Consider the following 23,437-nt stretch of genomic DNA (forward strand, 5'->3'; position numbering starts at 1 on the left):
ACCGCGTCAGCGCGGCAGGAACAGCAGCCAGTAGACGAGCAGCAGGTTCAGCAGCAGCGAAACGCCGAGCGCGATGCGGCCGAGCAGCCGCGGGTCGCGCTGCGCGAGCGGCGTGGCGGGCGGCGCGGCGAGCTGGCGCGACGCGCCGCGCTGCAGCGCGAGCAGCAGCTCCTCGGCGGTCTCGAAGCGCTGGCGGGCATCGAGCGCGACGGCCTTCAGCACGACGTGGTCGAGCCAGATCGGCACCTCCGGGCGCAGCCGCGACGGCGGCTTCGGATCGCTGCGGAAGCGCCCGCGTTGATAGGGCTGCACCTCGCCGTACGGCAGCCGGCCGGTCAGCCACTGGTACAGCGTGACGCCGAGCGCGAACAGGTCGCTGCGCGCGGTGGCCGCCTCGCCGGCCGCGTTGTCGTCGCTCGCCCACTGTTCGGGGTTCATGTAGCTGGGCGTGCCGGCATGCAGGCTGCGCAGCACGCGCGGCTCGCGGCCCGAGACGGCGACGCCGAGGTCGAGCAAACGCCACTGGCCGTCGTCGCCGCGGTGCAGGTTGGCGGGCTTCACGTCGCGGTGCACGACGCCCAGCCGGTGCAGGCGGGCCAATGCGGCGGTGATCGCGATCGCGGCATCGACCGCGTCGCCGACGCTGCCGCGCTCGCCGGCGTCCTGCAACTGCGCCAGCGTGCGGCCCGCATGCCAGTCGTAGGCGACGTAGAAGGCGGTCGGTTCGCGCAGCTCGCGCAGCCGCACGAAGCCGTCGGCCGCACCGACGCGCGACGCCAGCCAGGCCTCGTGCGCCAGCATCGCGCGCTCCTGCGGGTCGTTGGCGCGCGACAGGTGCAGCGTCTTCAGCGCGACCAGCGGCTCGCCGGGTTCGTCACTGCGCGCCTGGTACAGGCAGTGCACGCCGTTGTCGGCGACGCGGGCGGTGATCGTGAAGCCGTCGAGCCGGTCGCCGACCTTCAGGCGCGGCGGCACCGGCAGGTCGCGGCCGCGGCGCAGCGCATCGTTCAACTGGCCCTCGGCCAGCCCGCGCACGCGCAGCACCAGCGCGGTCGCGTTGTCGCGTCCGCCGGCGGCCAGCGCGGCGCGCACCAGCGCCTCGGCCGCGTCGCGCGCCGAGCCGTCGCGCGCCAGCGCGGCCAGGCGGCGCGGTGCGAGCTGGCCGTGCACGCCGTCGCTGGTCAGCACGAACAGGTCGCCGGTCTGCAGCTCGGCCTGCAGGTAGTCGACGCGCACGCCGTCGTCGAGCCCGATCGCGCGCGTCAGGCGCCCGCGCTGGTCGGGGTGGTCGAAGCCGTGGTCCTGCGTCAGCTGCACCAGCTCGTCGCCGCGCAGCAGGTGGGCGCGGGTGTCGCCGACGTGCGCCAGCGTGAAGCCGTGGCCGCGCAGCACCAGCGCGGTCAGCGTCGTCATGCCCATCGCGTCGTGCGCGCTGCGCTGGCGGCGCCGGTTGTGGTCGACCAGCCAGCGGTTCTGTGCGGCGATCACGCGGTCGAGGATCGCGGTGGTGTGCCAGGTGTCGGGCGCGGCGAAGTAGTCCTGCACGACGCTCATCGCGGTGGTCTGCGCCGCCTCCAGGCCGAGACCGCCGGACGACACGCCGTCGGCGATCGCCGCGATCAGCCCGCGCGCCGCGTCGTCGCCGTCGGGCGCGAGGCAGGCGGCGAAATCCTCGTTGCGCGGGCGCGGGCCCGCGAGGCTGAAGTGACCGATCTCGACGTCAAAGCTCATGGGCCGCGAGCGTACCCGCAGTTTCCATGCGCGCCGCGGCACCCGGTGGCTTGGCACCCCCTTTGCTTTTATCGCTGCGCAAGCGGCTGGAACTGGAGCGTGTGATGAAGAAGATGAAACTCGTGATGATCGGCAACGGCATGGCCGGCGTGCGCACGCTGGAAGAGCTGCTGAAGATCGCGCCCGACCTGTACGACATCAGCGTCTTCGGGGCCGAGCCGCACCCGAACTACAACCGCATCCTGCTGAGCCCGGTGCTGGCCGGCGAGCAGACGCTCGACGAGATCGTGCTGAACCCGCTCAGCTGGTACGAGGAGCACGGCATCAGGCTGCACCTGGGCAAGAAGGTGGTCGACGTGGACCGCCGCAGGCGCATCGTGCGCGCGGCCGACGGCACCGAGGAAGCCTACGACCGGCTGCTGGTCACGACCGGCTCGAACCCGTTCATCCTGCCGATCCCCGGCAAGGACCTGGAAGGCGTGATCGCCTACCGCGACATCGCCGACACCAACACGATGATCGAGGCCGCCACCCGCTACAAGCATGCGGTGGTGATCGGCGGCGGGCTGCTCGGGCTGGAGGCCGCCAACGGCCTGATGCTGCGCGGCATGCAGGTCAGCGTGGTGCATGTGGCGCCGTGGCTGATGGAGCGCCAGCTCGACGACACCGCCGGCAAGCTGCTGCAGAGATCGCTGGAGGCGCGCGGCCTGAAGTTCCTGATCGGCGCGAACACGCAGGCGCTGATCGGCGATCGCGACGGCGGCAAGGCCGGCCGCGTGATGGCGGTGCAGTTCAAGGACGGCACCGAGGTGCCGGCCGACCTGGTGGTGATGGCCGCCGGCATCCGCCCGAACACCGAGCTCGCGGAAAAGATCGGCCTGCACTGCAACCGCGGCATCGTCGTCACCGACACGATGCAGACGGTGACCGACCCGCGCATCTACTCGGTCGGCGAATGCGCCGCGCACCGCGGCATCGCCTACGGCCTGGTGGCGCCGCTGTTCGAGCAGGGCAAGGTGTGCGCGACCCACCTGGCCGAGTTCGGCATCGGCCGCTACACCGGCTCGCAGACCTCCACCAAGCTGAAGGTGACCGGCATCGACCTGTTCTCGGCCGGCAACTTCATGGGCGGCGCCGACTGCGAGGAGATCGTGATGAGCGATCCGTTCGGCGGCGTCTACAAGAAGCTGGTGATCAAGGACGACAAGCTGGTCGGCGCGTGCATGTACGGCGACACGGTCGACGGCAGCTGGTACTTCAAGCTGCTTCGCGAAGGCCGCACCATTTCGGACATCCGCGACAAGCTGATGTTCGGCGAATCGAACATCGGCGACACCGGCCACGAGGGCCACAACAAGGCGGCCGCGATGGCCGACAGCGACGAGGTCTGCGGTTGCAACGGCGTCACCAAGGGCACCGTCTGCAAGGCCATCAAGGAGAAGGGCCTGTTCACGCTCGAAGAGGTGCGCAAGCACACGAAGGCCAGCGCATCGTGCGGCTCGTGCACCGGGCTGGTCGAGCAGCTGCTGATGTTCACCGCCGGCGGCGACTATTCGGCGACGCCGAAGAAGAAGGCGATGTGCGGCTGCACCGACCACAGCCACCAGGAGGTGCGCGACGCGATCCGCAACGAGAAGCTGCTGAGCATCGACGGCGTCTACAAGACCCTGGCCTGGCGCACGCCGAACGGTTGCTCGAGCTGCCGGCCGGCCGTCAACTACTACCTGATCAGCACCTGGCCGAAGCAGGCGCAGGACGACCCGCAGTCGCGCTACATCAACGAGCGCAGCCACGCCAACATCCAGAAGGATGGCACCTACAGCGTGATCCCGCGCATGTGGGGCGGCGAGACGACGGCCGACGAGCTGCGGCGCATTGCCGATGCGGTCGACAAGTACAAGATCCCGACCGTCAAGGTGACCGGCGGCCAGCGCATCGACCTGCTGGGCGTGAAGAAGGAGGACCTGGTCAACGTCTGGAAGGACATCGGCATGCCGTCGGGCCATGCGTATGCGAAGGCGCTGCGCACGGTGAAGACCTGCGTCGGTTCGGAGTGGTGCCGTTTCGGCACGCAGGACAGCACGCAGATGGGCAAGGACCTGGAGCGTGCGCTGTGGCGGATGTATGCGCCGCACAAGGTGAAGCTGGCGGTGAGCGGCTGCCCGCGCAACTGTGCCGAATCGGGCATCAAGGACGTCGGCGTGATCGGCGTCGATTCGGGCTGGGAGATCTACGTCGGCGGCAACGGTGGCATCAAGACCGAGGTGGCGCACTTCTTCGTGAAGCTGAAGACGGCCGAGGAGGTGCTCGAATACAGCGGCGCCTTCCTGCAGCTGTACCGCGAGGAAGCCTGGTACCTGGAGCGCACGGTGCACTGGATCGGCCGCGTCGGGCTCGACTACGCGAAGAAGAAGATCCTCGACGATGCCGAAGGCCGGCAGGCGCTGTGGGAGCGGCTGAAGTTCTCGCTCGATGGCGAGCCGGACCCGTGGTTCGATTTCGACAAGGCGCGTGTCGACACGCGGCAGTTCACGCCGGTCGCGGCCGCACAGGGAGAAGCGCAATGAGCCAATGGCAAGCCATCTGCCGCGTCGACGACATCCCGGTGCTGGGTTCGCGCCGCGTGGCACGCGATGTCGGCGTCGACGTCGCGATCTTCCGCAACGACCAGGACCAGGTGTTCGCGCTGCTCGACCGCTGCCCGCACAAGGGCGGCCCGCTGAGCCAGGGCATCGTCTTCGGTACCAGCGTCGCGTGCCCGCTGCACAACTGGACGATCGGGCTGGACGACGGCTGCGCGCGCGCGCCGGACGCCGGCTGCACGCCACGGTTTGCCGTGCAGGTCTCGAACGGCGTCGTGCACCTGGACGCGCTGGAGCTCGCCCGGCACGCGATCGACCTGGTGCGGCCGGTGGCGGGACCCAAGGTCATTCCGGTGGTGGCGGGCTGATGGCTCCATTCACCGTTCGGGCTGAGCTTGCCGAAGCCCTGCGCCGATCCGCAGCAACCCTTCGACACGGGCCCTCGACAAGCTCGGTCCCTGCTCTCAGGAAACAGCACACTTCCGTTCGCCCTGAGCAGGGACTGAGCCTGTCGAAGGCCCGTCCGTCGAAGGGTTGTGCACGACGCGTGCAAGGCCTTCGACAAGCTCAGTCCGACCCTTCGACAAGCTCAGGGCGAACGGGGTTTCTTTGCGACCGCCGAGTCCCTTCGAGGACCTCTTGGGCTCAGGGCGAACGGTTCCGCGACGCGACGGGCCAGCAAGATGCGTGAAACCCGCTCCACCTGCCCGTACTGCGGCGTCGGCTGCGGCGTGATCATCGAGTCGCAAGACGACCAGATCACCGGCGTGCGGGGCGATCCCGACCACCCCGCGAACTTCGGCCGCCTGTGCACGAAGGGCAGCACGCTGCACCACACGGCCAGCGCGGCGATCACGATGCAGTCGAGGCTGCTGCAGCCGATGCAACGGTTCGCCCGCGGGACCGCACCGCAGCCCGTCACCTGGGACGCGGCGCTCGACCTGGCCACCGAACGCTTCGCCAGCACGATCGAACGGCATGGCCCCGACTCGGTCGGCTTCTACCTGTCGGGCCAGTTGCTGACCGAGGACTACTACGTCTTCAACAAGCTCGCCAAAGGCCTGGTCGGCACCAACAACGTCGACACCAACTCGCGGCTGTGCATGAGCAGCGCGGTCGCTGGCTACAAGCTGACGCTCGGCGCCGATGCGCCGCCTGCCTGCTACGACGACCTGGGGCTCGCCAGCACGCTGTTCATCGCCGGCGCCAACACCGCGTGGGCCCATCCGATCCTGTTCCGGCGCATCGAGGATGCGCGGCGCGCCAACCCGGCGATGAAGATCATCGTCGCGGACCCGCGGCGGACCGAGACGGCCGAAGCGGCCGACCTGCACCTGCCGCTGCTGCCGGGATCCGACGTGGCGCTCTTCAACGGCATGCTGCACCTGATGCTGTGGGAAGGGCTGATCGACCAGGCCTACATCGCGGCGCACACCGAAGGCTTCGGCGCGCTGCGCGACCGGGTGCGCGACTTCACGCCGAAAGAGACGGCACGCCTGTGCGGCATCGACGAGGCGGCGCTGGTGCAGGCAGCGCGCTGGTTCGCCGATGCCGACGGGCGCACGCTGTCGCTGTACTGCCAGGGGCTCAACCAGAGCCGGGCGGGGACCTTCAAGAATGCCGCGCTGATCAACCTGCACCTGGCCACCGGGCAGATCGGCAAGCCGGGCGCCGGGCCGTTCTCGCTGACCGGGCAACCCAATGCGATGGGCGGCCGCGAAGTCGGCGGGCTCGCGAACCTGCTGAGCGGACACCGCGACCTGGCGAATCCCGCGCACCGCGCGGAGGTCGCTTCGCTGTGGGGCGTTCCCGACGTGCCGGCGGTGCCGGGCAAGACGGCGGTCGAGATGTTCCAGGCGGCCGCCGACGGCGAGATCCGCGCGCTGTGGATCACCTGCACCAACCCGGCGCAGTCGATGCCGGACCAGGCCACCGTGCGGCGCGCGCTGGAGCGCGCCGAGTTCGTCGTCGTTCAAGAGGCGTTCTCCACGACCGCCACCTGCGCCTACGCCGACCTGCTGCTGCCCGCCACCAGCTGGGGCGAGAAGGACGGCACCGTCACCAACAGCGAACGCTGCATCAGCCGCGTGCGGCCGGCCATCGCGGCGCCCGGCGAGACCCGCCACGACTGGGCGGCCGCCACCGACTTCGCGCGCCGGCTCGAGGCGCGGCTGCGGCCGTCGCAGCCGTCGCTGTTTCCGTACGCCACGCCCGAGTCGGTCTGGAACGAGCACCGCGAGACGACGCGCGGCCGCGACCTCGACATCACCGGGCTCAGCTATGAACGGCTGGACGCCGGCCCGGCGCAGTGGCCCTTCCCGGCCGGCGCCGCGACCGGCCAGGCCCGGCTGTACGAGGACGGGCGCTTTCCGACCGACTCCGGGCGCGCCCGCTTTGCCGACACGCCGTTCGAGCCGCTGGCCGAGCCGCGCGACGCGCGCTTTCCGTTCTCGCTGACCACCGGCCGGCTGCGCGACCAGTGGCACGGCATGAGCCGCACCGGCACCATCGGCCGGCTGTTCGGCCACGTGCCCGAGCCGGCGATCGAACTGCATGCGCAGGACCTTGCGCGGCTGAAGCTCGCCGACGGCGACCTGGTCCACGTGACCTCGCGCCGCGGCAGCATCGTGCTGCCGGTGCAGGCCAGCGAGCAGGTCGCACCGGCCCAGGCCTTCGTCGCGATGCACTGGGGCGACGAGTTCGTCGGCGGCCAGACCGGCGGCACGCCGATGCACGGCATCAACGCGCTGACGACCCCGGCCTTCTGCCCGCGCTCGAAGCAGCCCGAGCTGAAGCACGCGGCCGTCAAGGTGCTGAAGGCCGAACTGCCGTGGCGGTTGCTCGGTGTCGCATGGCTGCCCGACGCCGAGGCGCTGCGCGTGCGCGAAGCGCTGAAGCCGCTGATGACGGGCTTCGCATTCGCGAGCTGCGTGCCGTTCGGCCGCGAACGCAGCGGCGTGCTGTTCCGCGCCGCCGCCTACGAGCCAGTGCCCGACATGGTGCTCGACCGCATCGAAGCGCTGCTCGGCCTGGCCGCGCCCGAGGTGCTGCACTACGCCGACAAGCGCCGCGGCCAGCGCCGCGCGATGCGGCTCGCCCGCCATGCCGGCGACGAAGCGCGGCTCGAAGGCTTCGTGCTCGCCGGCGACATCAGCGCCGAAGTCTGGATCAGGCCGTTGCTGCAGGACCAGCTGCCGGCCCAGGCCTACGGCCGCCTGCTGCTGAGCCCGGGCGCGCGCGCGCCGGTCGCGGTGCCGGCCAGCGGCAAGCAGGTCTGCACCTGCTTCAACGTCGCCGAGCCGGCCATCGTCGCGCAGCTCGAACGCTGCCACGGCAGCGCCGACGAGCAGCTCGCGCAATTGCAGGGTGCGCTGAAATGCGGCACCAACTGCGGATCGTGCATCCCCGCGTTGAAGCGCATGGTTCGGTCACAGTCGGCAGCGTCGGCCGCTGCCTAGAATCGCCATCGAACAACGACACGATGGAGACAGCATGACGATCACGACGCGAGCCGCTGCTCTGGCTTTTGCCCTCGCCTGCAGCCTGCTCGCCGCGTGCGCCACCGCGCCCGCCTCGCTGGCCGACTATCCGCCGATGGCCACGGGCTCGACCCCCGGCGCGTCGCCGCAGGCCCTCGAGACCGCCCACGCGATGGGCCGCGGCGTGAACCTCGGCAACATCTTCGACGCGCCGACCGAAGGCGCCTGGGGCCTGCGCTACGACGGCGCGCTGGTCGACAAGGTCGCAGAGGCCGGCTTCGCCCACGCGCGGCTGCCGGTGCGCTGGAGCAACCATGCGTCGACCGACGGCGAAGCGCGCATCGACCCGGCGTTCTTCAAGCGCGTCGACACCGCGGTCGATGCGCTGCTCGACAAGGGTCTCATCGTCGTGCTGAACATGCACCACTACCGCCAGCTCGACGGCGATGCGCTCGACGGCGACGAGGCGGCGGTCGCGGCCGGACTGCATGCGTTGCGTTTCCTGAACATGTGGAAACAGATCGCCCAGCACTACGGCACGCGGGGCCCCAAGCTGGTGTTCGAGCTGTACAACGAACCGCACGGCGCGCAGAACAACAGCTGGAACGACCTGGCGGCCCGCGCGCTGCAGGTCGTGCGCCAGAGCAACCCGACGCGCATCGTCGTGATCGGGCCGACCCAGTGGAACAGCGCCAACGCGTTGTCCAGCCTGGTGCTGCCGAACGACGCCAACCTGATCGTCACGGTGCACCACTACGAGCCCTTCCACTTCACGCACCAGGGCGCCGAATGGGCCTCCGGCGCATCGGCCTGGCTCGGCACGACCTGCTGCGACGCGACCCAGGTCGCGCAGATGCGTGGCCCGCTCGACACCGCGCTCGCGTGGTCGCTGCGCCACCGCTACCCGGTCTACCTCGGCGAATTCGGCGCCTACGGCAAGGCCGACATGGACTCGCGCGCCACCTACACCCGCCGCCTGCGCGACGAGGCCGAACGGCGCGGCTTCAGCTGGGCCTACTGGGAACTGGCGTCCGGTTTCGGCGTCTACGACCCCGCGGCGCGTGCCTGGCGCGAGCCGCTGAAGAACGCGTTGCTGGGACCCTGACGCATGGCTCATCAGATCGTTGCTGCGTTGGCCCGGGACTTGCGGAACCCGCTCAGGGAGAGCCCATGAGCATCACGAACTACATCAAGGAAATCGGTCGCGGCAAGGAAGGCGCCCGCTCGCTGTCGCGCGAGCAGGCGCAGGACCTGATGAGCCAGGTGCTCGACGGCCAGGTCAGCGACCTCGAACTCGGCGCCTTCGCGATGGCGATGCGCATCAAGGGCGAATCGGTCGACGAACTCGCCGGCTTCCTGCAGGCCACCGCCGCGCGCTGCCTGCCGATCGCCTGCGACCGCACCCTGGTGGTGCTGCCGTCGTACAACGGCGCGCGCAAGCTGCCCAACCTGACGCCGCTGCTCGCGCTGATGCTGGCGCAGGAAGGCGTGCCGGTGCTGGTGCACGGCATGCCGGAAGACCCGGGCCGCGTCACCACCGCCGACATCTTCCAGGTGCTCGGGCTGCCGCTCGCGCGCGACGCCGATGACGTGGCCCAGGCCTGGCGCCGCCGCGAGCCGGTGTTCATCCGCACCGACGCACTGTGTCCGCCGCTGGCCCGGCTGCTCGACGCGCGCTGGACCATCGGCCTGCGCAACTCCGGCCACACCGTCGCGAAGCTGCTCGACCCCTGCGCGGCCGGCCAGGCGCTGCGCGTCGTCAACTACACGCACCCGGAGTACGGCACGATGCTGACCGACTTCCTGCAGCGCACCACCGCGAACGCGCTGCTGATGCGCGGCACCGAAGGCGAGCCGGTGGCCGACCCGCGCCGGCTGCCGCGCATGGACCTGTTCATCGACGGCCAGCCGCGCACCGAGCTGTCGCTGTCGGCCCACGACGGCGTGCTGCGCGAACTGCCGGTGCTGCCGCGCACCTGCGACGCCGCCACCACCGCGCTGTACATCCAGTCGGTCATCAGCGGCGAGAAGCCGGCGCCCGCGCCGCTGACGCAGCAGGTGGCCTGCCTGCTCGACGGCCTGGCCGCTCTGGAGCGGGCGCACCCGAAGGAAAAGACCGCATGAACGAATCGATGCAGCCCGGCAACGTGACTCTCGTCGGGGCCGGCCCGGGCGACCCGGAGCTGCTGACGCTGAAGGCGATCCGCGCGATCCGTGCCGCCACCGTGCTGCTGGTCGACGACCTGGTCGGCGACGGCGTGCTGCGTTACGCGCGGCGCTCGGCCCGCATCGTCCACGTGGGCAAGCGCGGCGGCTGCGCGAGCACGCCGCAGGCCTTCATCGAGAAGCTGATGGCCGCCGAGGCGCTGAAGGGCGAGCGCGTGGTGCGGCTGAAGGGCGGCGACCCGTTCGTGTTCGGCCGCGGCGGCGAAGAGATGCAGCACCTGCGCGCGCAGGGCATCGCGGTGTCGGTGGTCAACGGCATCACGTCGGGGCTGGCCGCAGCGAGCTCGCTCGACGTGCCGCTGACGCACCGCGACCATGCGCACGGCGTCATCCTGGTGACCGGCCATGCGAAGGAATCGGGCGCCTCGCCCGACTGGCCGACGCTGGCGGCCGCCGCCGCGCAGGGGCTGACGCTGGTGATCTACATGGGCGTGGCGCAGGCGGCCGCGCTGCAATCGGGGCTGCTGCAGGCGCTGCCGGGGCGCACGCCGGTCGCGGTGGTGCAGCACGCGAGCCAGCCGCAGCAGCGGCATGGCGTGGGCACGCTCGACGACCTGTGCGGGCTGATCGAGCGCGAGCAGCTCGGCAGCCCGGCCATCATCATCGTCGGCGAGGTGCTGCGCGGCCTGCAGGCACGCGACGAGTTGCCCGGCAGCGTGCGCGAATCCCTCCAAATAGGGGTCTCGCGGGTCGCCTGAACCGGCGGCGCGGCTCTCATAATCGCCGGCCTGGACGTGGGCGGAGTGAGGACCTGATGCTCGAGATCGACAAACTGAACCGCCTGACGGCGTCGCACGGCCCGCTGCAGCGAGGCCACGGCATGGTGACCGGCGTGATCTCGCTGGGGCTGGCCATCCTGTGCTTCCTGGGCGTGATCGCGTTCCACTTCCCGCAGTACCTGACCACGCCGCAGCTGCGCCAGTCGTACGACGTGAGCGTGATCCGGCAGGTGATGCTGGTCGCGCTGGTGATCGCCGGCTCGCTGTCGCTGTTCAACATCATCCGCGGGCGCTCGCGCTGGCTGGCCTTTGCGTCGTTCGTGCTGGTGGCCGCCACGCTGGCCTGGGGCGGCCACAAGGTGCCGGTCAACGACTTCGCCGACAACACGCCGTACATCGGCCTTGACTGGTTCATCCTCGACCTGCTGGGCTCGACGCTGATCTTCGTGTTCATCGAGAAGCTGTTCGCGCTGCGCCGCGAGCAGCCGGTGTTCCGCGCCGAATGGCAGACCGATTTCCACCACTTCATCGTGAACCACATGGTGGTGGGCTTCGTGCTGCTGGCGACCAACCTGCTGGTGCACAAGTTCTTCGGCTGGGCCGCGAACGACGGCATCCGCGGCTGGGTCGCGAACCTGAACTTCTGGGTCGCGCTGTTCCTGATCGTGCTGGTGGCCGACCTGGTGCAGTACTGGACGCACCGCGGCTACCACGAGGTGCCGGTGCTGTGGCGCCTGCATGCGGTGCACCACAGCGTGAAGAGCATGGACTGGCTGGCCGGCTCGCGCCAGCACATCCTCGAGCTGCTGATCACCCGCACGCTGGTGCTGGCGCCGATCTACGTGCTGGGCTTCAGCAAGGAGGTGATCGATGCGTACATCGTGGTGGTCGGCTTCCAGGCGGTGTTCAACCATGCCAATGTCAGCGTGCGGCTCGGCCCGCTGCGCTACCTGATCGTGACGCCGAATTTCCACCACTGGCACCACTCGCAGGACGACGAGGCGATCGACAAGAACTACGCGGCGCATTTCGCGTTCATCGACTACCTGTTCGGCACCGCGGTGAAGTCGGACCGGAAGTGGCCGGAGCAATACGGGGTGGTCGGGGACTACGTGCCGAACGGGTTCTTCAAGCAGCTGAAGTTTCCGTTCGTCTGGAAAGGCTGATCAGGCCGCCGCCGGCCTCAGCGCCCGCGGCGCCGCCACCGCGAGGATCCCCGCGAACAGCGACACCGTCGCGAGCCCGAGCGTCAGCGACGCGTGCTCCGCGATGATCCCGATCAGCGGCGGGCCGGCCATCATGCCGAGGTAGCCGACCGACGCGACCACCGCGATGCCGTGCGCCGGGTTCGCGTCCATCTTCGCGGCCGCGCTGAACAGCACCGGCACCACGTTCGCGAACCCGAGTCCGACCAGCGCGAAGCCGACCAGCGCCACCACCGGGTGCCCGATCAGCAGCACCGCCGCCATCGACGCCGCCGCCAGCGCCGCGCTGCCGCTCATCAGCAGCGCCGGCGACACCCGCTCGCGGATCCAGTCGCCTCCGAAGCGCGCCGCCGCCATCGCGGCACTGAAGCTCGCATACGCCAGCGCCGCGAAACTCGCCTCGCTGGCCAGTTCCTGCTTCATGTACAGCACGCTCCAGTCGTACATCGCGCCCTCGGCGATCAGCCCCAACGCGCCCAGCACGCCCAGCAGCGCCAGCAGCCCGCGCGGCAGCTCGAAGCCGCCCTTGTCATCGGACCCGGCGATCGTGCGCAGCATCGCCGCCCCCGCCCCGCCGATCGCCGCCGCGCCGAGCAGCGCCATCGCCACCAGGTGCGTCGCGCCAGCGACCTCGTGCGACAGCAGCACGCTGCCCAACCCCGCGCCGACCATGCCGCCCAGGCTGAACATGCCGTGGAAGCCGCTCATCAGGCTGCGCCCGGCGCGCTGCTCCAGCTCGCCCGCCGCCGCATTGATCGACACGTCGAACAGGCTGGTGCCGACACCGAACACCACCATCACCGCCACCAGCCCGGCATAGGCGTGAGACGACAGCAGCAGCGCCAGGCACAGCGCGGTCGCGCCGCCCGACAGCAGCGCCGCCCTCCGCGCGCCCAGCCGCCCGACCCAGCGGCCGGCCTGCGTCAGCGTCGCCACCGCGCCGACGCCCGCGGCCAGCATCGCGATCGCCAGCGCCTGCTCGCCGATCGCGTAGTGCTGCTTGATCGTCGGCACGTGCACGCCGAAGCTCGCGAACAGCACGCCCGCCACGAAGAACTGCAGGCGCACGGCCCAGGTGGCGCGACTGAGGGCGGTCGAATCAGGGGTCATGGTGGATGAATGCGAGGAGCAAACGGTTGCGGACACGGAAAGCGGCCGATTCTAGGAAGCGACGCCGCCCTCACCTGTCACAGATTGCGCTGCCCGGATAATCCCGCGATGCATTCGTACGACGTGGTGGTGATCGGCGCCGGGGCCGCCGGGCTGTTCTGTGCGGGAATCGCCGGCCAACGGGGCGCCCGGGTGCTGCTGATCGACCATGCGGCCAGGCTGGCCGAGAAGATCCGCATCTCCGGCGGCGGGCGCTGCAACTTCACGAACCGCGATGCCGGACCGGCCAACTTCCTGTCGGAGAACCCGAACTTCTGCCGCTCGGCGCTGGCCCGCTACACGCCGCAGGATTTCATCGGGCTGGTGCAGCGCCACCGCATCGCGTGGCACGAGAAGCACAAGGGCCAGCTGTTCTGCGACGACTCGGCCGAAGACATTATCGCGATGCTGCTGCGCGAATGCGAGCAGGGCCGGGTCACGCGCTGGCAGCCCTGCACGGTCGGCGCGGTGCGCGGCGAGGCCGGCCGCTTCGAGCTGGACACCGCGAACGGCCCGGTGCGCTGCCGGCGGGTCGTGATCGCGACCGGCGGGCTGTCGATCCCGAAGATCGGCGCGACCGACTTCGGCCACCGCATCGCGAAGCAGTTCGGCCACAAGCTGGTCGACACCCGGCCGGCGCTGGTGCCGCTGACCTTTGCCGCAGCCGACTGGGCGCCGTTCGTCGAGCTGGCGGGGCTGTCGCTGCCGGTGGCGATCAGCACCGGCACCGGCCGCGCGCGGGCGCGCTTCGTCGAAGACCTGCTGTTCACGCACCGCGGGCTCAGCGGCCCGGGCGTGCTGCAGATCTCCAGCTTCTGGAAGCCCGGCACGCCGTTGCAACTCGACCTGGCGCCCGACCGCGACCTGGTGGCGGAATTCCTGCATGCCAAGGCCGGTTCGCGCAAGCAACTGGGCAACGAACTGGCGACATTGCTGCCGGCCCGGCTGGCGGCCGCCTGGCTGCAGGCCCGCCCGGGCCTGTCGGATCGCCCGGTGGCCGACCTGAAGGACCGCGACCTGCAGCAGCTCGCCGCCGGCCTGCAGGGCTGGCAGCTGACGCCCGACGGCACCGAGGGCTACCGCAAGGCGGAGGTCACGGCCGGCGGTGTCGACACCCGGGAACTGAGCTCGCAAAGCCTGGAGAGTCGCCGCATGCCGGGCCTGCACTTCATCGGCGAGGTGGTCGACGTGACCGGCTGGCTCGGCGGCTACAACTTCCAGTGGGCCTGGGCCAGCGCCGCGGCCTGCGCGGCCGCCCTCGCCGACAGCCGCGACAGCCTGCAGCCTGCTGAAAGCGGCCACTGACACCCCGCTTGCGCGACCGGGAACTATGGCTATAATCGCGGTCTTTGCTGGCAAACCCGCGCCGCGATCTCGTTCAAAATTCGCACCCGCCATCTTCGTCCATGCCCCAGGCTGGATTCCGGAACCTCCTCCCTGAGAGCCCGGGCGAACGACCAAGGAAGCGACGAGCAAGACACCGAGCGCAAAAACTTCTGGATCTATGACTTCGATTCGCGTCAAAGAAAACGAGCCGTTCGACGTGGCTCTGCGCCGCTTCAAGCGCACCATTGAAAAGCTGGGCCTGCTGACCGACCTGCGCGCCCGCGAGTTCTACGAAAAGCCGACCGCCGAGCGCAAGCGCAAGAAGGCTGCGGCCGTCAAGCGCCACTTCAAGCGCATTCGCAGCATGCAGCTGCCGAAGCGCCTGTACTGATTCTTCGGCGCTGCCGGCCTGAACACCGGGCGCCCTGGAAGCCAGACTCCCCAAAGCCCGCCGCAAGCGGGCTTTGTCGTTTCTGCCCTCCCCTTCCTCACGAGACCCTGCGATGAGCCTGAAAGACCAGATCACCGAAGACATGAAGACCGCGATGCGTGCGAAGGACGCCGCCCGCCTGCTGACGATCCGCGGCCTGCTCGCGGCCCTGAAGCAGAAGGAGGTCGACGAGCGCGTCGTGCTCGACGACGCCGCGGTCATCGCGATCGTCGACAAGCTGATCAAGCAGCGCAAGGATTCGATCACCCAGTTCGCCGCCGCGAACCGCACCGACCTGGTCGACAAGGAAACCGCCGAGCTGGCGGTGCTCGAAGGCTACCTGCCGCAGCGCCTGTCGGCCGATGAAGTGGCCGCCGAGGTCGGCAAGATCGTCGCCGAACTGGGCGCCAGCGGCCCCGGCGACATGGGCAAGGTGATGGGCGCGGTGAAGACCCGCCTGGCCGGCAAGGCCGACATGGGCCTGGTGTCCGCCGCGGTCAAGCAGGCGCTCAGCCGCTGATCCCTCGGCACACGTCCACCTCCACACCAGGGCACGACCATGACCGATCCCGTCGTCCAGCCACTCAGTGCCGACGTCTGCGTCGCGCCCCAGCTCGAACCGGCCGCGATGGCCTGGGCCGCGCAGCAGGGCTTCAAGAGCATCATCAACAACCGCCCCGACTTCGAAGGCGGCCCGGAGCAACCCACCAGCGCAACGATCGAAGCCGCCGCGCGCGCGGCCGGCCTGCAGTACGCGCACCTGCCGGTCGCGCCGGCCCTGCAGACGCCCGAGCAGATCGCCCGCTTCGGCGAGCTGCTGGCCACGCTGCCGAAGCCGATCCTCGCGTTCTGCCGCAGCGGCACGCGCTCCGGCAAGCTCTACCGCGCCGCCGTCGACGCGGCCTGACCGGCAAAGCGCGGCGGCAGTCCATGCGCCTGAGGCTGAAGGTCTTCCTGCTGGCGGTGATCCCGCTGATCGCATCGCTGCTGCTGATCGCGTTCGCGGTGCGCCAGAAAGAGAACGACCTGGCCGCCCGCGAGCGCGCCGTCGTCGAGGCCGCGACGATGGCCTCGAAGCAGAACGAGCTGCGCCACTATGTCGACCTCGCGCAGAGCACGATCGCGCCGCTCTATGCCTCCGGCCGCGACGACGACGCGACGAAGGAACAGGCGATCCGCCGCCTCGCGTCGCTCGACTACGGCAGCGACGGCTACTTCTTCCTCTACGACCTCGGCGGCAAGAACCTGATGCACCCGCGCCAGCCCGAGCTCGTCGGCCAGGACATGTGGGACATGCGGGACGCCAACGGCGAGCCGGTGATCCAGCGGCTGATCGCGCAGGCGCGCGAAGGCGGCGGCTTCGTCGAGTACCTGTGGCGCAAGCCGTCGACCGGGCAGGTCACGCCGAAGCTCGGCTACGTGGTCGCGCTGCCGCGCTGGAACTGGATGTTCGGCACCGGGCTGTACCTCGACGACGTGCAGGCCACGATGAAGCAGCTCGACCAGCAGGTCACCGCCAACATCGCCGACACGATGTGGTGGATCGCCGGCATCGCGCTGCTCGGCATCGTGCTGATCGGCGGCTGCGGGCTTGCGCTCAACGTCAGCGAGCAGCGCATCGCCGATGCCAAGCTGCGGCTGCTGGCGCGCCAGGTCGTGCGCTCGCAGGAAGACGAGCGCGCCTACCTGTCGCGCGAGCTGCACGACAGCACCAGCCAGACGCTGGTGTCGATCAAGCTGCTGATGGAGTCCTCGGTCGCGCAGCTCGGGGCCGGCGCGCCGGCCACGCTGACCAAGGCGCTGGTGCGGCTGAACGGCGCGCTCGGCGAGGTGCGCGAGATCTCGCACCGGCTGCGCCCGGCCGAGCTCGACGTGCTGGGCCTGCCGGCCGCCCTCGCCCACCTCGGCGAAGAATTCGGCGAGCAGCGCCGGCTGCCGCTGCAGGTGCGGGTGCGCGGCGAGCCGCCCGAAGGCCTGCCCGACGAGATCAACACCGTGCTGTTCCGCGTGACGCAGGAAGCGCTGAACAACATCGACAAGCACGCGGCCGCGTCGCGCGTCGCGCTGCGGCTGGCCTTCGGCGCCGGCGGCGTGCGGCTGCGCGTGATCGACGACGGCCGCGGCTTCGATGTCGGCGCGATGCAGCAGCACCCGCGGCGCGGCATCGGGCTGCGCAACATGCGCGAGCGCCTGGCGTCGATCGGCGGCAACCTGAAGGTGCTGTCGCGCGCCGGCCGCACCGAGGTCGTCGCCGACGTGCCTGCCGCGGCGATGCGCCGCTTCGCCGCCACCGCCCCATGACCGTCACCGACACCACCGTCACCCGCCTGCTGATCGTCGACGACCACCCGCTGGTGCGCGAAGGGCTGAAGGCCCGGCTGTGCACCGTGGCCGGCATCGACGTGGTCGGCGAGGCCGGCGATGCGGCCGAGGCCTTTGCGCAACTGGCCGCGCAACAGGTCGACCTCGTGCTGATGGACATCGGCATGAAGGACGTCAACGGCATCGAGCTGACGCGCCGCCTGCTGGCCGAGCGGCCCGCGCTGCGCGTGCTGGTGCTCAGCATGTACGACAACCCCGAGTACGTGAACCGCGCGATGCAGGCCGGCGCGCGCGGCTACGTGCTGAAGGACGCGCCGTCGACCGACATCATCGACGCCATCGCCGCGGTGCAGGCCGGCGAGACCTTCCTCAGCGCGGCGATCTCGGGCCGGCTGATGCGGGCCCAGACGCCGCGGCCGGTGATGTCGCTGCGCGAGAGCGAGATCCTCGCGTGCCTGGCCAAGGGGCGTTCCAGCAAGCAGATCGCGCAAGACCTGAACCTGAGCGTGCGCACCGTCGAATCGCACCGCCAGAACATCAAGCGCAAGCTGAACCTGGAAGGCCAGGCGGAGCTCATCAAGTACGCGGTCGAGCACTGCCGGGATTTCGGCGACGCGTCGCCCGCCGCGTAGTTTCACTTAGCTGTTTGACCCGTTGCCCGCGCCGCCGGGTTGGGGTCTGATTCCACCCTGCCAAAAGAACCCGTCCTGGAGACACCGTGCAACCCCTCTTGTCCCTTTCACGCCTGATCGACCGGCTGAACGAGTTCGTCGGAAAGTGGCTGTCATGGCTGGTGCTGGCCGCGGTGCTGATCAGCGCCGGCAACGCCATCGTCCGCAAGATCTTCAACGTCAGCTCGAACGCCTACCTCGAGATCCAGTGGTACCTGTTCGCCGCGGTGTTCCTGCTGGCCGCCGGCTACACGCTGCTGCGCCAGGAGCATGTGCGCATCGACGTGATCTCCGGCCGCTTCTCGAAGCGCACGCAGATCTGGATCGACATGGTGGGCATCTGCGCCTTCCTGCTGCCGTTCGTGATCGTCGCGACCCGGCTGGTGTGGCCGGTGGTGATCAGCAAGTTCAACAGCGGCGAGGTGTCGGGCAACGCTGGCGGGCTGATCCTCTGGCCGGCCTGGGCGCTGCTGCCGGTCGGCTTGGTGCTGCTGGGACTGCAGGGCGTGTCGGAGCTGATCAAGCGCGTGGCCTTCCTGAAGGGCCTGGTGCCCGATCCGATGAAGAAGGGCGGCGGCAAATCGGCCGAAGAGGAGCTCGCCGAGTTCCTGCGCCAGCAAGAAGTGGCCGTGCGCGAGAAGGCCGCCCTCGATATTGCAAAGAAGAACGGCTCGGGGAGCACGACATGATGGAGTTCCTCTCCGCCAACATGGCGCCGATCATGTTCGGCAGCCTGATCGTGTTCCTGCTGTTCGGCTACTCGGTCGCGTTCTCGCTGGCGGCCTGCGGGCTGCTGTTCGGCTTCATCGGCATCGAGCTCGGGCTGCTGCCGTCGGCGCTGATGCAGGCGCTGCCGCTGCGCATGTTCGGCATCATGCAGAACGACACGCTGCTCGCGGTGCCGTTCTTCACCTTCATGGGGTTGCTGCTCGAACGCTCCGGCATGGCCGAGGATTTGCTCGACACCATCGGCCAGCTGTTCGGCCCGATCCGCGGCGGGCTCGCGTTCGCGGTGATCCTGGTCGGTGCGATGCTGGCCGCGACCACCGGCGTGGTGGCCGCGTCGGTGATCTCGATGGGCCTGATCTCGCTGCCGATCATGCTGCGCTATGGCTACGACCGGCGCGTCGCGTCGGGCGTGATCGCGGCGTCGGGCACGCTCGCGCAGATCATCCCGCCGTCGCTGGTGCTGATCATCATGGCCGACCAGCTGGGCCAGAGCGTCGGCGACCTGTACAAGGGCGCCTTCATCCCGGGCTTCGTGCTGACCGGCCTGTACGTGCTCTACATCGTCGGCGTGACGGTGTTGCGCCCGCACTGGGCGCCGGCGCTGCCGAAGGAGGCGCGCACGATCCGCGAGCCCGACGGGACGAGCGGGCTGCGCTCGCTGGGCGTGGTGGTGGTGTTGTCGGTGGCCTCGGCGTGGGCGTTCGCCCGCACGCGGCCCGACACGACGCCGACCGACGAGCTGATCGTCACGTCGATGTGCGCCGGCGTCGGCTTCGCGTTCCTGCTGGCGGTGATCAACCGCGTGACGCGGCTGAACCTGCTGTCGAAGATGGCCGAGCGCGTGACCTTCGTGCTGATCCCGCCGCTGGCGCTGATCTTCCTGGTGCTCGGCACCATCTTCCTCGGCGTGGCGACGCCGACCGAAGGCGGCGCGATGGGCGCGACCGGCGCGCTGGTGATGGCGCTGGCGCGCCGGCGCCTGAACCTGAGCCTGCTGCGCCAGGCGATGGACACCACGATGAAGCTGTCGTGCTTCGTGCTGTTCATCCTGGTCGGCTCCACCGTGTTCAGCCTGTCGTTCCAGGGCGTGGACGGTCCGAAGTGGGTCGAGCACCTGCTGACCAGCCTGCCCGGCGGCCAGCTCGGCTTCCTGATCGTCGTGAACATCCTGGTGTTCGTGCTGGCGTTCTTCCTCGACTTCTTCGAGCTGTCGTTCATCATCATCCCGCTGATCGGGCCGGTGGCGCACACGCTGGGCATCGACCTGGTGTGGTTCGGCGTGCTGCTGGCGGTGAACATGCAGACCTCGTTCATGCACCCGCCGTTCGGCTTCGCGCTGTTCTACCTGCGCAGCGTGGCGCCGGTCGACGACTACACCGACAAGGTGACGAAGGCGCCGGTCGCGAAGGTGACAACCGGGCAGATCTACCGCGGCGCGATCCCGTTCGTGCTGATCCAGATCGTGATGGTCGGCCTGGTGATCGCGTTCCCCGGCCTGGTGTCCAGCGGGGTCGGCAAGGAGAAGAAGCTGAACAACGACGAGATCATGCAGCAGCTGCAGCAGGACCGTCAGGACAAGCCGGCGCCGTCGATGGACGGGCTGATGCCGCAGCCGGCTGAAGAGCCGGCGTCCGCTTCGTCGTCGTCGTCGTCAACGAAGTCGAGCGCCGACGACGAGCAGATGAAGGCGGTGGAGCGCGCGCTGCAGCAGGAGGCCGGCAAGAAGTAGGCCTGATGCCCATCCGGGGAGCGTCCCGCCCCGGATGGCACCGGCCCCATCGGCCTACAGCTTCTGCGCCTGCATGAAGTCGTCGAACGCCGCCTCGGCGAAGCGGAACCACAGGTTCTGGTCGGCGCGCACCTTCGCGTAGTCCTCGTAGACCTTCTTCCAGTTCGGGTTCTTGACCGACAGCTCGGCGTACATCTCCTGCGAGGCCTTGAAGGCCGCCTCCATCACGTCCTTCGGGAAGCGGAACAGCCGCGTGCCGCTGCCCACCAGCTGCTTCAGCGCGGCCGGGTTGCGGTAGTCGTACTTGGCCTGCATGTCGGTGTGGGCCACCGCGGCGGCGGCCTCGACCACCGCCTTGTACTCGGGCGTCAACGCGTCGTAGGCCTTGGTGTTGATGAAGAAGTCGAGCTGCGGGCCGCCTTCCCACCAGCCGGGGTAGCAGTAGTTGGGCGCGACCTTGTTGAAGCCGAGCTTCTGGTCGTCATAGGGTCCGACCCATTCGGCGGCATCGATGGTGCCTTTCTCGAGCGCCGGGTAGATGTCGCCGCCGGGGATGTTCTGCGGCACCGCGCCGATGCGTTCGAGCACCCGGCCGCCGAAGCCGCCGATGCGCATCTTCAGGCCCTTCATGTCGGCCAGCGACTTGATCTCCTTGCGGAACCAGCCACCCATCTGCGCGCCAGTGTTGCCGCCGGGGAAGTTGACGATGTTGTACTGGTGATAGAACTCGCGCATCAGCTTCAGGCCGTTGCCCTCGACCATCCACGCCGTCATCTGTCGCGAGTTCAGCCCGAACGGGATCGCGCAGCCGAGCGCGAAGGTCTCGTCCTTGCCGAAGAAGTAATACGGCGCGGTGTGCGCGATCTCGACGGTGGCGTTCTGCACCGCGTCGACCACGCCGAAGGCCGGCATGATCTCGCCGGCCGCGTGCACCGAGACCAGGAACTTGCCGCCGGAAAGCTCACCGACCTTCTTCGCGAAGACTTCGGCAGCGCCGAAGATGGTGTCGAGGGATTTGGGGAAGCTGGAAGCGAGACGCCAGCGCAGGGCGGTCTGCGCGTGGACGATGGCGGGGGCGCTGGCGGTGGCGAGCACGCCGGCCAGGCCGGTGCGGGTGATGAGGGTGCGGCGGTCCATGGTTCTCTCCTCGTGTAGGTAGGGCGGGGAGATTTTTTACGGAACCGCGATGGAGGCAGGGACGGACTTTCCCCGTTGGGGAAAGCCCCGTGTAAACGAGACGCCGAATATGGAATCCGCCGCGTAGACCTCCTCATAACTCAACTGTCTCATGACCAGCGTGGCGCCATTTCAGCCAATCGGTAGTAAGGGTCGGGAAAATTCCACTGAACCCATCCGCCACAGCTTGAAAAGCAATATTAGATGACTTTACCAACTTCAACTGCATGTCGCTGACATAGGTGACCGAATTCGGTGTACTCGTTCCTCAACAGATGCAAAGTGGCATGCTCGTGGAACTGCTGGCGAAGCTCACCGATTCGGTCCTTCTGTTGCCTAGTCGAGTTATCAAAGATACGATCATACATTCTAGAAATATCTGATTTTCCGTTCGTCAACACCGTCAACGAGAGATCATTTTGAATACAACCATTCTTCGAAAAAATTTCGCGACCTATCTCACCCGAAACCGTCTGGATTTCTTTTGCATAATCCTTCTTTGTTATGCGATCAGCGGAAAAATACCGCGCCTGCCGCCAAGCACCCTTACAGAATTTCCGCGATAATCGAAGCTATCCATCATTAGCATAATTTCTCGACGGCACAGAATGTGGAATTGTGATATTTTATCCTCCGCAAGAAGCGCCAAAGACCTTTCAACGAAGACCTTCTTTTTGTCGTCAAGATCTGATGCGTCCTTTTTCTTTTTCGTTAAATTTACCCAACAGTCAAAGACATCACTCATGCTCGAGAGATAGCTTAGCCGCGCATTCGGATAAAGCTTTCCATTCTCTTCTTTTTGCAAACCACTTAACGAGGACGCGGCATATTTAACCAATTCGTTCGTGGAGGTCGTGGTAAATAACTTTGCAGTCCGCCGAAACATCTCGTATTGCGCGGAAAAAATCTCAATCCTGCTTTTAATCATCGTTTGGCGCAGTTCATTCTGCGGGCACGACGCCCCAGTGAGTTCGTGCTTCGGAACGTTGTTTGGCAAACCTTTCTGATCTAGAAGCTCGACGTGCTTGCCGATGGCTGAGGACTTTGCCAATCCACTCCTGTGAGCAACTCCATCGCGACTGCGAGGAGACTTCTCATCATTCTCCCTTGTGCCATTCCCATTCAGCAGCCGGCGATTTTGCTGACCGAGATGGGAACGAACATCCAGCCCCATTGGTTCCGCGTCGCTTCGACGTACTAAGTCCTGTGCCTTTTCCTTGCCCTCAAGATCAGCAATCAACTCATCGAGCGTTTCCAAATCAGCCTTGGAAACTCTTCCATTAGGAGAAATCTGAAAGTCCGCATAGTTATTTTTTGCGCTTAGCTCAAGAGGCCATACAAACTGCACGGATCCAAGCTCATTTTTGCCGTCGCCATCAAAATTACCACTACTGGAGTTCGCAAGGGTCAAGTAACTAGAGAGCCGACCCAACGCGCCATGAAACCCATTAACATCGCCTTGCTCCATGGCCGCAGCCGCCCCCCTCTCAAACTCCAGGAACGCGCCATCAAATTCTGACTTCCCTCTACTGTCAATCGGCTTATATTTAATGGCATGCATCTGCTCGAAAAGCAGGCGATAGCATGCCTCGACGACGAGCCTGCGACTTGGCGCGTCCAAGTCAGAGAAGTCAACTTTACGGAATTCATCGATCATTCCAGATACAAGTCCGCTCGCCGATTTCAGAGCTACACTGCGGTTGGATGTAGCCCATCTATCCACCAGAAATACTCGCTCTTTTTTTTGAGTATCATATTCAAGTGTGAACCTTCGTTGGCAGACCTTTACCGCACCTTGACGCTGCTCGGCAATCTTTGTATTCACGGGTGCCACGGGCACATGCGGCGCTGTTGCGCCGTCATCGCTCTCCGTCTTAACCTGCTGGCGCGAGGATGTAAGGGTGTTGGTTTTCATGAACTAGCTCCAGGGCGCAGTAAAACGATGCCTCGCCATGCAGCGATC

General features: G+C 67.9%; 19 protein-coding genes. 15 read left to right on the forward strand and 4 right to left on the reverse strand.

Annotation, left to right across the window (positions count from 1 at the left end):
- Window positions 1–6 precede the first annotated feature (6 nt).
- A complete protein-coding gene (locus tag ASC98_RS10545; RefSeq protein ID WP_056808025.1) occupies window positions 7–1,731 on the reverse strand; it encodes a bifunctional protein-serine/threonine kinase/phosphatase in 1,725 nt (574 codons plus the stop codon).
- A gap of 104 nt (window positions 1,732–1,835) precedes the next feature.
- Between ASC98_RS10545 and nirB the strand changes: the two genes are divergently transcribed.
- The 7 genes from nirB (at window position 1,836) to ASC98_RS10580 (ending at window position 11,903) form a co-directional block, all read left to right on the forward strand.
- Complete coding sequence (gene nirB / locus ASC98_RS10550; RefSeq protein ID WP_056808027.1) at window positions 1,836–4,298, forward strand: nitrite reductase large subunit NirB; 2,463 nt, start codon at window positions 1,836–1,838, stop codon at window positions 4,296–4,298.
- Window positions 4,295–4,681, forward strand: a complete 387-nt coding sequence (nirD, locus tag ASC98_RS10555) for a nitrite reductase small subunit NirD (RefSeq protein WP_056808029.1) — start codon at window positions 4,295–4,297, stop codon at window positions 4,679–4,681. The genes nirB and nirD overlap by 4 nt, the downstream gene beginning before the upstream one ends.
- A gap of 315 nt (window positions 4,682–4,996) precedes the next feature.
- On the forward strand, window positions 4,997–7,771 hold the full coding sequence (locus ASC98_RS10560) for a nitrate reductase (protein ID WP_056808030.1): 2,775 nt from the start codon (window positions 4,997–4,999) through the stop codon (window positions 7,769–7,771).
- Window positions 7,772–7,805: 34 nt separating this feature from the next.
- Window positions 7,806–8,897 carry a glycoside hydrolase family 5 protein gene (locus tag ASC98_RS10565; protein ID WP_056808032.1) on the forward strand — a complete coding sequence of 364 codons (1,092 nt, stop codon included), beginning with the start codon at window positions 7,806–7,808 and terminating at the stop codon, window positions 8,895–8,897.
- Between the two features lie 65 nt (window positions 8,898–8,962).
- Window positions 8,963–9,916 (forward strand): DNA-binding protein YbiB, encoded by a 954-nt coding sequence (gene ybiB / locus ASC98_RS10570; RefSeq protein ID WP_056808034.1) that lies wholly within the window; start codon window positions 8,963–8,965, stop codon window positions 9,914–9,916.
- Window positions 9,913–10,716: a uroporphyrinogen-III C-methyltransferase gene (cobA, locus tag ASC98_RS10575; RefSeq protein ID WP_056808036.1), complete on the forward strand. Its 804-nt coding sequence runs from the start codon at window positions 9,913–9,915 to the stop codon at window positions 10,714–10,716. The genes ybiB and cobA overlap by 4 nt, the downstream gene beginning before the upstream one ends.
- Before the next feature lie 56 nt (window positions 10,717–10,772).
- Window positions 10,773–11,903, forward strand: a complete 1,131-nt coding sequence (locus tag ASC98_RS10580) for a sterol desaturase family protein (protein WP_056808038.1) — start codon at window positions 10,773–10,775, stop codon at window positions 11,901–11,903.
- On the opposite strand, the gene ASC98_RS10585 is transcribed toward ASC98_RS10580, so the two are convergent.
- Entirely contained in the window at window positions 11,904–13,052 is a 1,149-nt protein-coding gene (locus ASC98_RS10585; protein ID WP_056808039.1) for an MFS transporter, read from the reverse strand. It abuts the gene before it with no gap.
- Window positions 13,053–13,160: 108 nt separating this feature from the next.
- On the opposite strand from ASC98_RS10585, the gene ASC98_RS10590 reads away from it, so the two are divergent.
- The 8 genes from ASC98_RS10590 to ASC98_RS10625 all read left to right on the forward strand — a co-directional run bounded on the left by ASC98_RS10590 (window position 13,161) and on the right by ASC98_RS10625 (window position 20,298).
- Window positions 13,161–14,396 (forward strand): NAD(P)/FAD-dependent oxidoreductase, encoded by a 1,236-nt coding sequence (locus tag ASC98_RS10590; protein WP_056808041.1) that lies wholly within the window; start codon window positions 13,161–13,163, stop codon window positions 14,394–14,396.
- A 199-nt stretch (window positions 14,397–14,595) separates the two neighbouring features.
- Complete coding sequence (gene rpsU, locus ASC98_RS10595) at window positions 14,596–14,808, forward strand: 30S ribosomal protein S21 (protein ID WP_047503026.1); 213 nt, start codon at window positions 14,596–14,598, stop codon at window positions 14,806–14,808.
- Window positions 14,809–14,920: 112 nt separating this feature from the next.
- Window positions 14,921–15,367 (forward strand): GatB/YqeY domain-containing protein, encoded by a 447-nt coding sequence (locus tag ASC98_RS10600; protein ID WP_056808043.1) that lies wholly within the window; start codon window positions 14,921–14,923, stop codon window positions 15,365–15,367.
- Between the two features lie 39 nt (window positions 15,368–15,406).
- Window positions 15,407–15,754, forward strand: a complete 348-nt coding sequence (locus ASC98_RS10605; RefSeq protein ID WP_056808045.1) for a TIGR01244 family sulfur transferase — start codon at window positions 15,407–15,409, stop codon at window positions 15,752–15,754.
- A 23-nt stretch (window positions 15,755–15,777) separates the two neighbouring features.
- Window positions 15,778–17,148 carry a cache domain-containing protein gene (locus tag ASC98_RS10610; RefSeq protein WP_056808047.1) on the forward strand — a complete coding sequence of 457 codons (1,371 nt, stop codon included), beginning with the start codon at window positions 15,778–15,780 and terminating at the stop codon, window positions 17,146–17,148.
- The gene (locus ASC98_RS10615; RefSeq protein WP_056808048.1) at window positions 17,145–17,801 is read left to right on the forward strand and encodes a response regulator transcription factor; all 657 of its coding nucleotides are present in this window, start codon (window positions 17,145–17,147) and stop codon (window positions 17,799–17,801) included. The genes ASC98_RS10610 and ASC98_RS10615 overlap by 4 nt, the downstream gene beginning before the upstream one ends.
- A gap of 86 nt (window positions 17,802–17,887) precedes the next feature.
- Entirely contained in the window at window positions 17,888–18,529 is a 642-nt protein-coding gene (locus ASC98_RS10620; protein WP_056808051.1) for a TRAP transporter small permease subunit, read from the forward strand.
- Window positions 18,529–20,298, forward strand: a complete 1,770-nt coding sequence (locus tag ASC98_RS10625) for a TRAP transporter large permease subunit (RefSeq protein WP_082542339.1) — start codon at window positions 18,529–18,531, stop codon at window positions 20,296–20,298. Before ASC98_RS10620 ends, ASC98_RS10625 begins: the two co-directional genes overlap by 1 nt.
- Window positions 20,299–20,352: 54 nt before the next feature.
- Here ASC98_RS10625 and ASC98_RS10630 read toward each other — a convergent pair whose 3' ends face one another.
- Both ASC98_RS10630 and ASC98_RS30275 read right to left on the reverse strand, forming a co-directional pair.
- Window positions 20,353–21,435: a TRAP transporter substrate-binding protein gene (locus ASC98_RS10630; protein ID WP_056808055.1), complete on the reverse strand. Its 1,083-nt coding sequence runs from the start codon at window positions 21,433–21,435 to the stop codon at window positions 20,353–20,355.
- Window positions 21,436–21,976: 541 nt separating this feature from the next.
- The gene (locus tag ASC98_RS30275; RefSeq protein WP_157598300.1) at window positions 21,977–23,389 is read right to left on the reverse strand and encodes a hypothetical protein; all 1,413 of its coding nucleotides are present in this window, start codon (window positions 23,387–23,389) and stop codon (window positions 21,977–21,979) included.
- Between the last annotated feature and the right edge of the window lie 48 nt (window positions 23,390–23,437).

It is taken from the genome of Rhizobacter sp. Root1238 (assembly GCF_001425825.1).
GTDB lineage: Bacteria > Pseudomonadota > Gammaproteobacteria > Burkholderiales > Burkholderiaceae_C > Rhizobacter.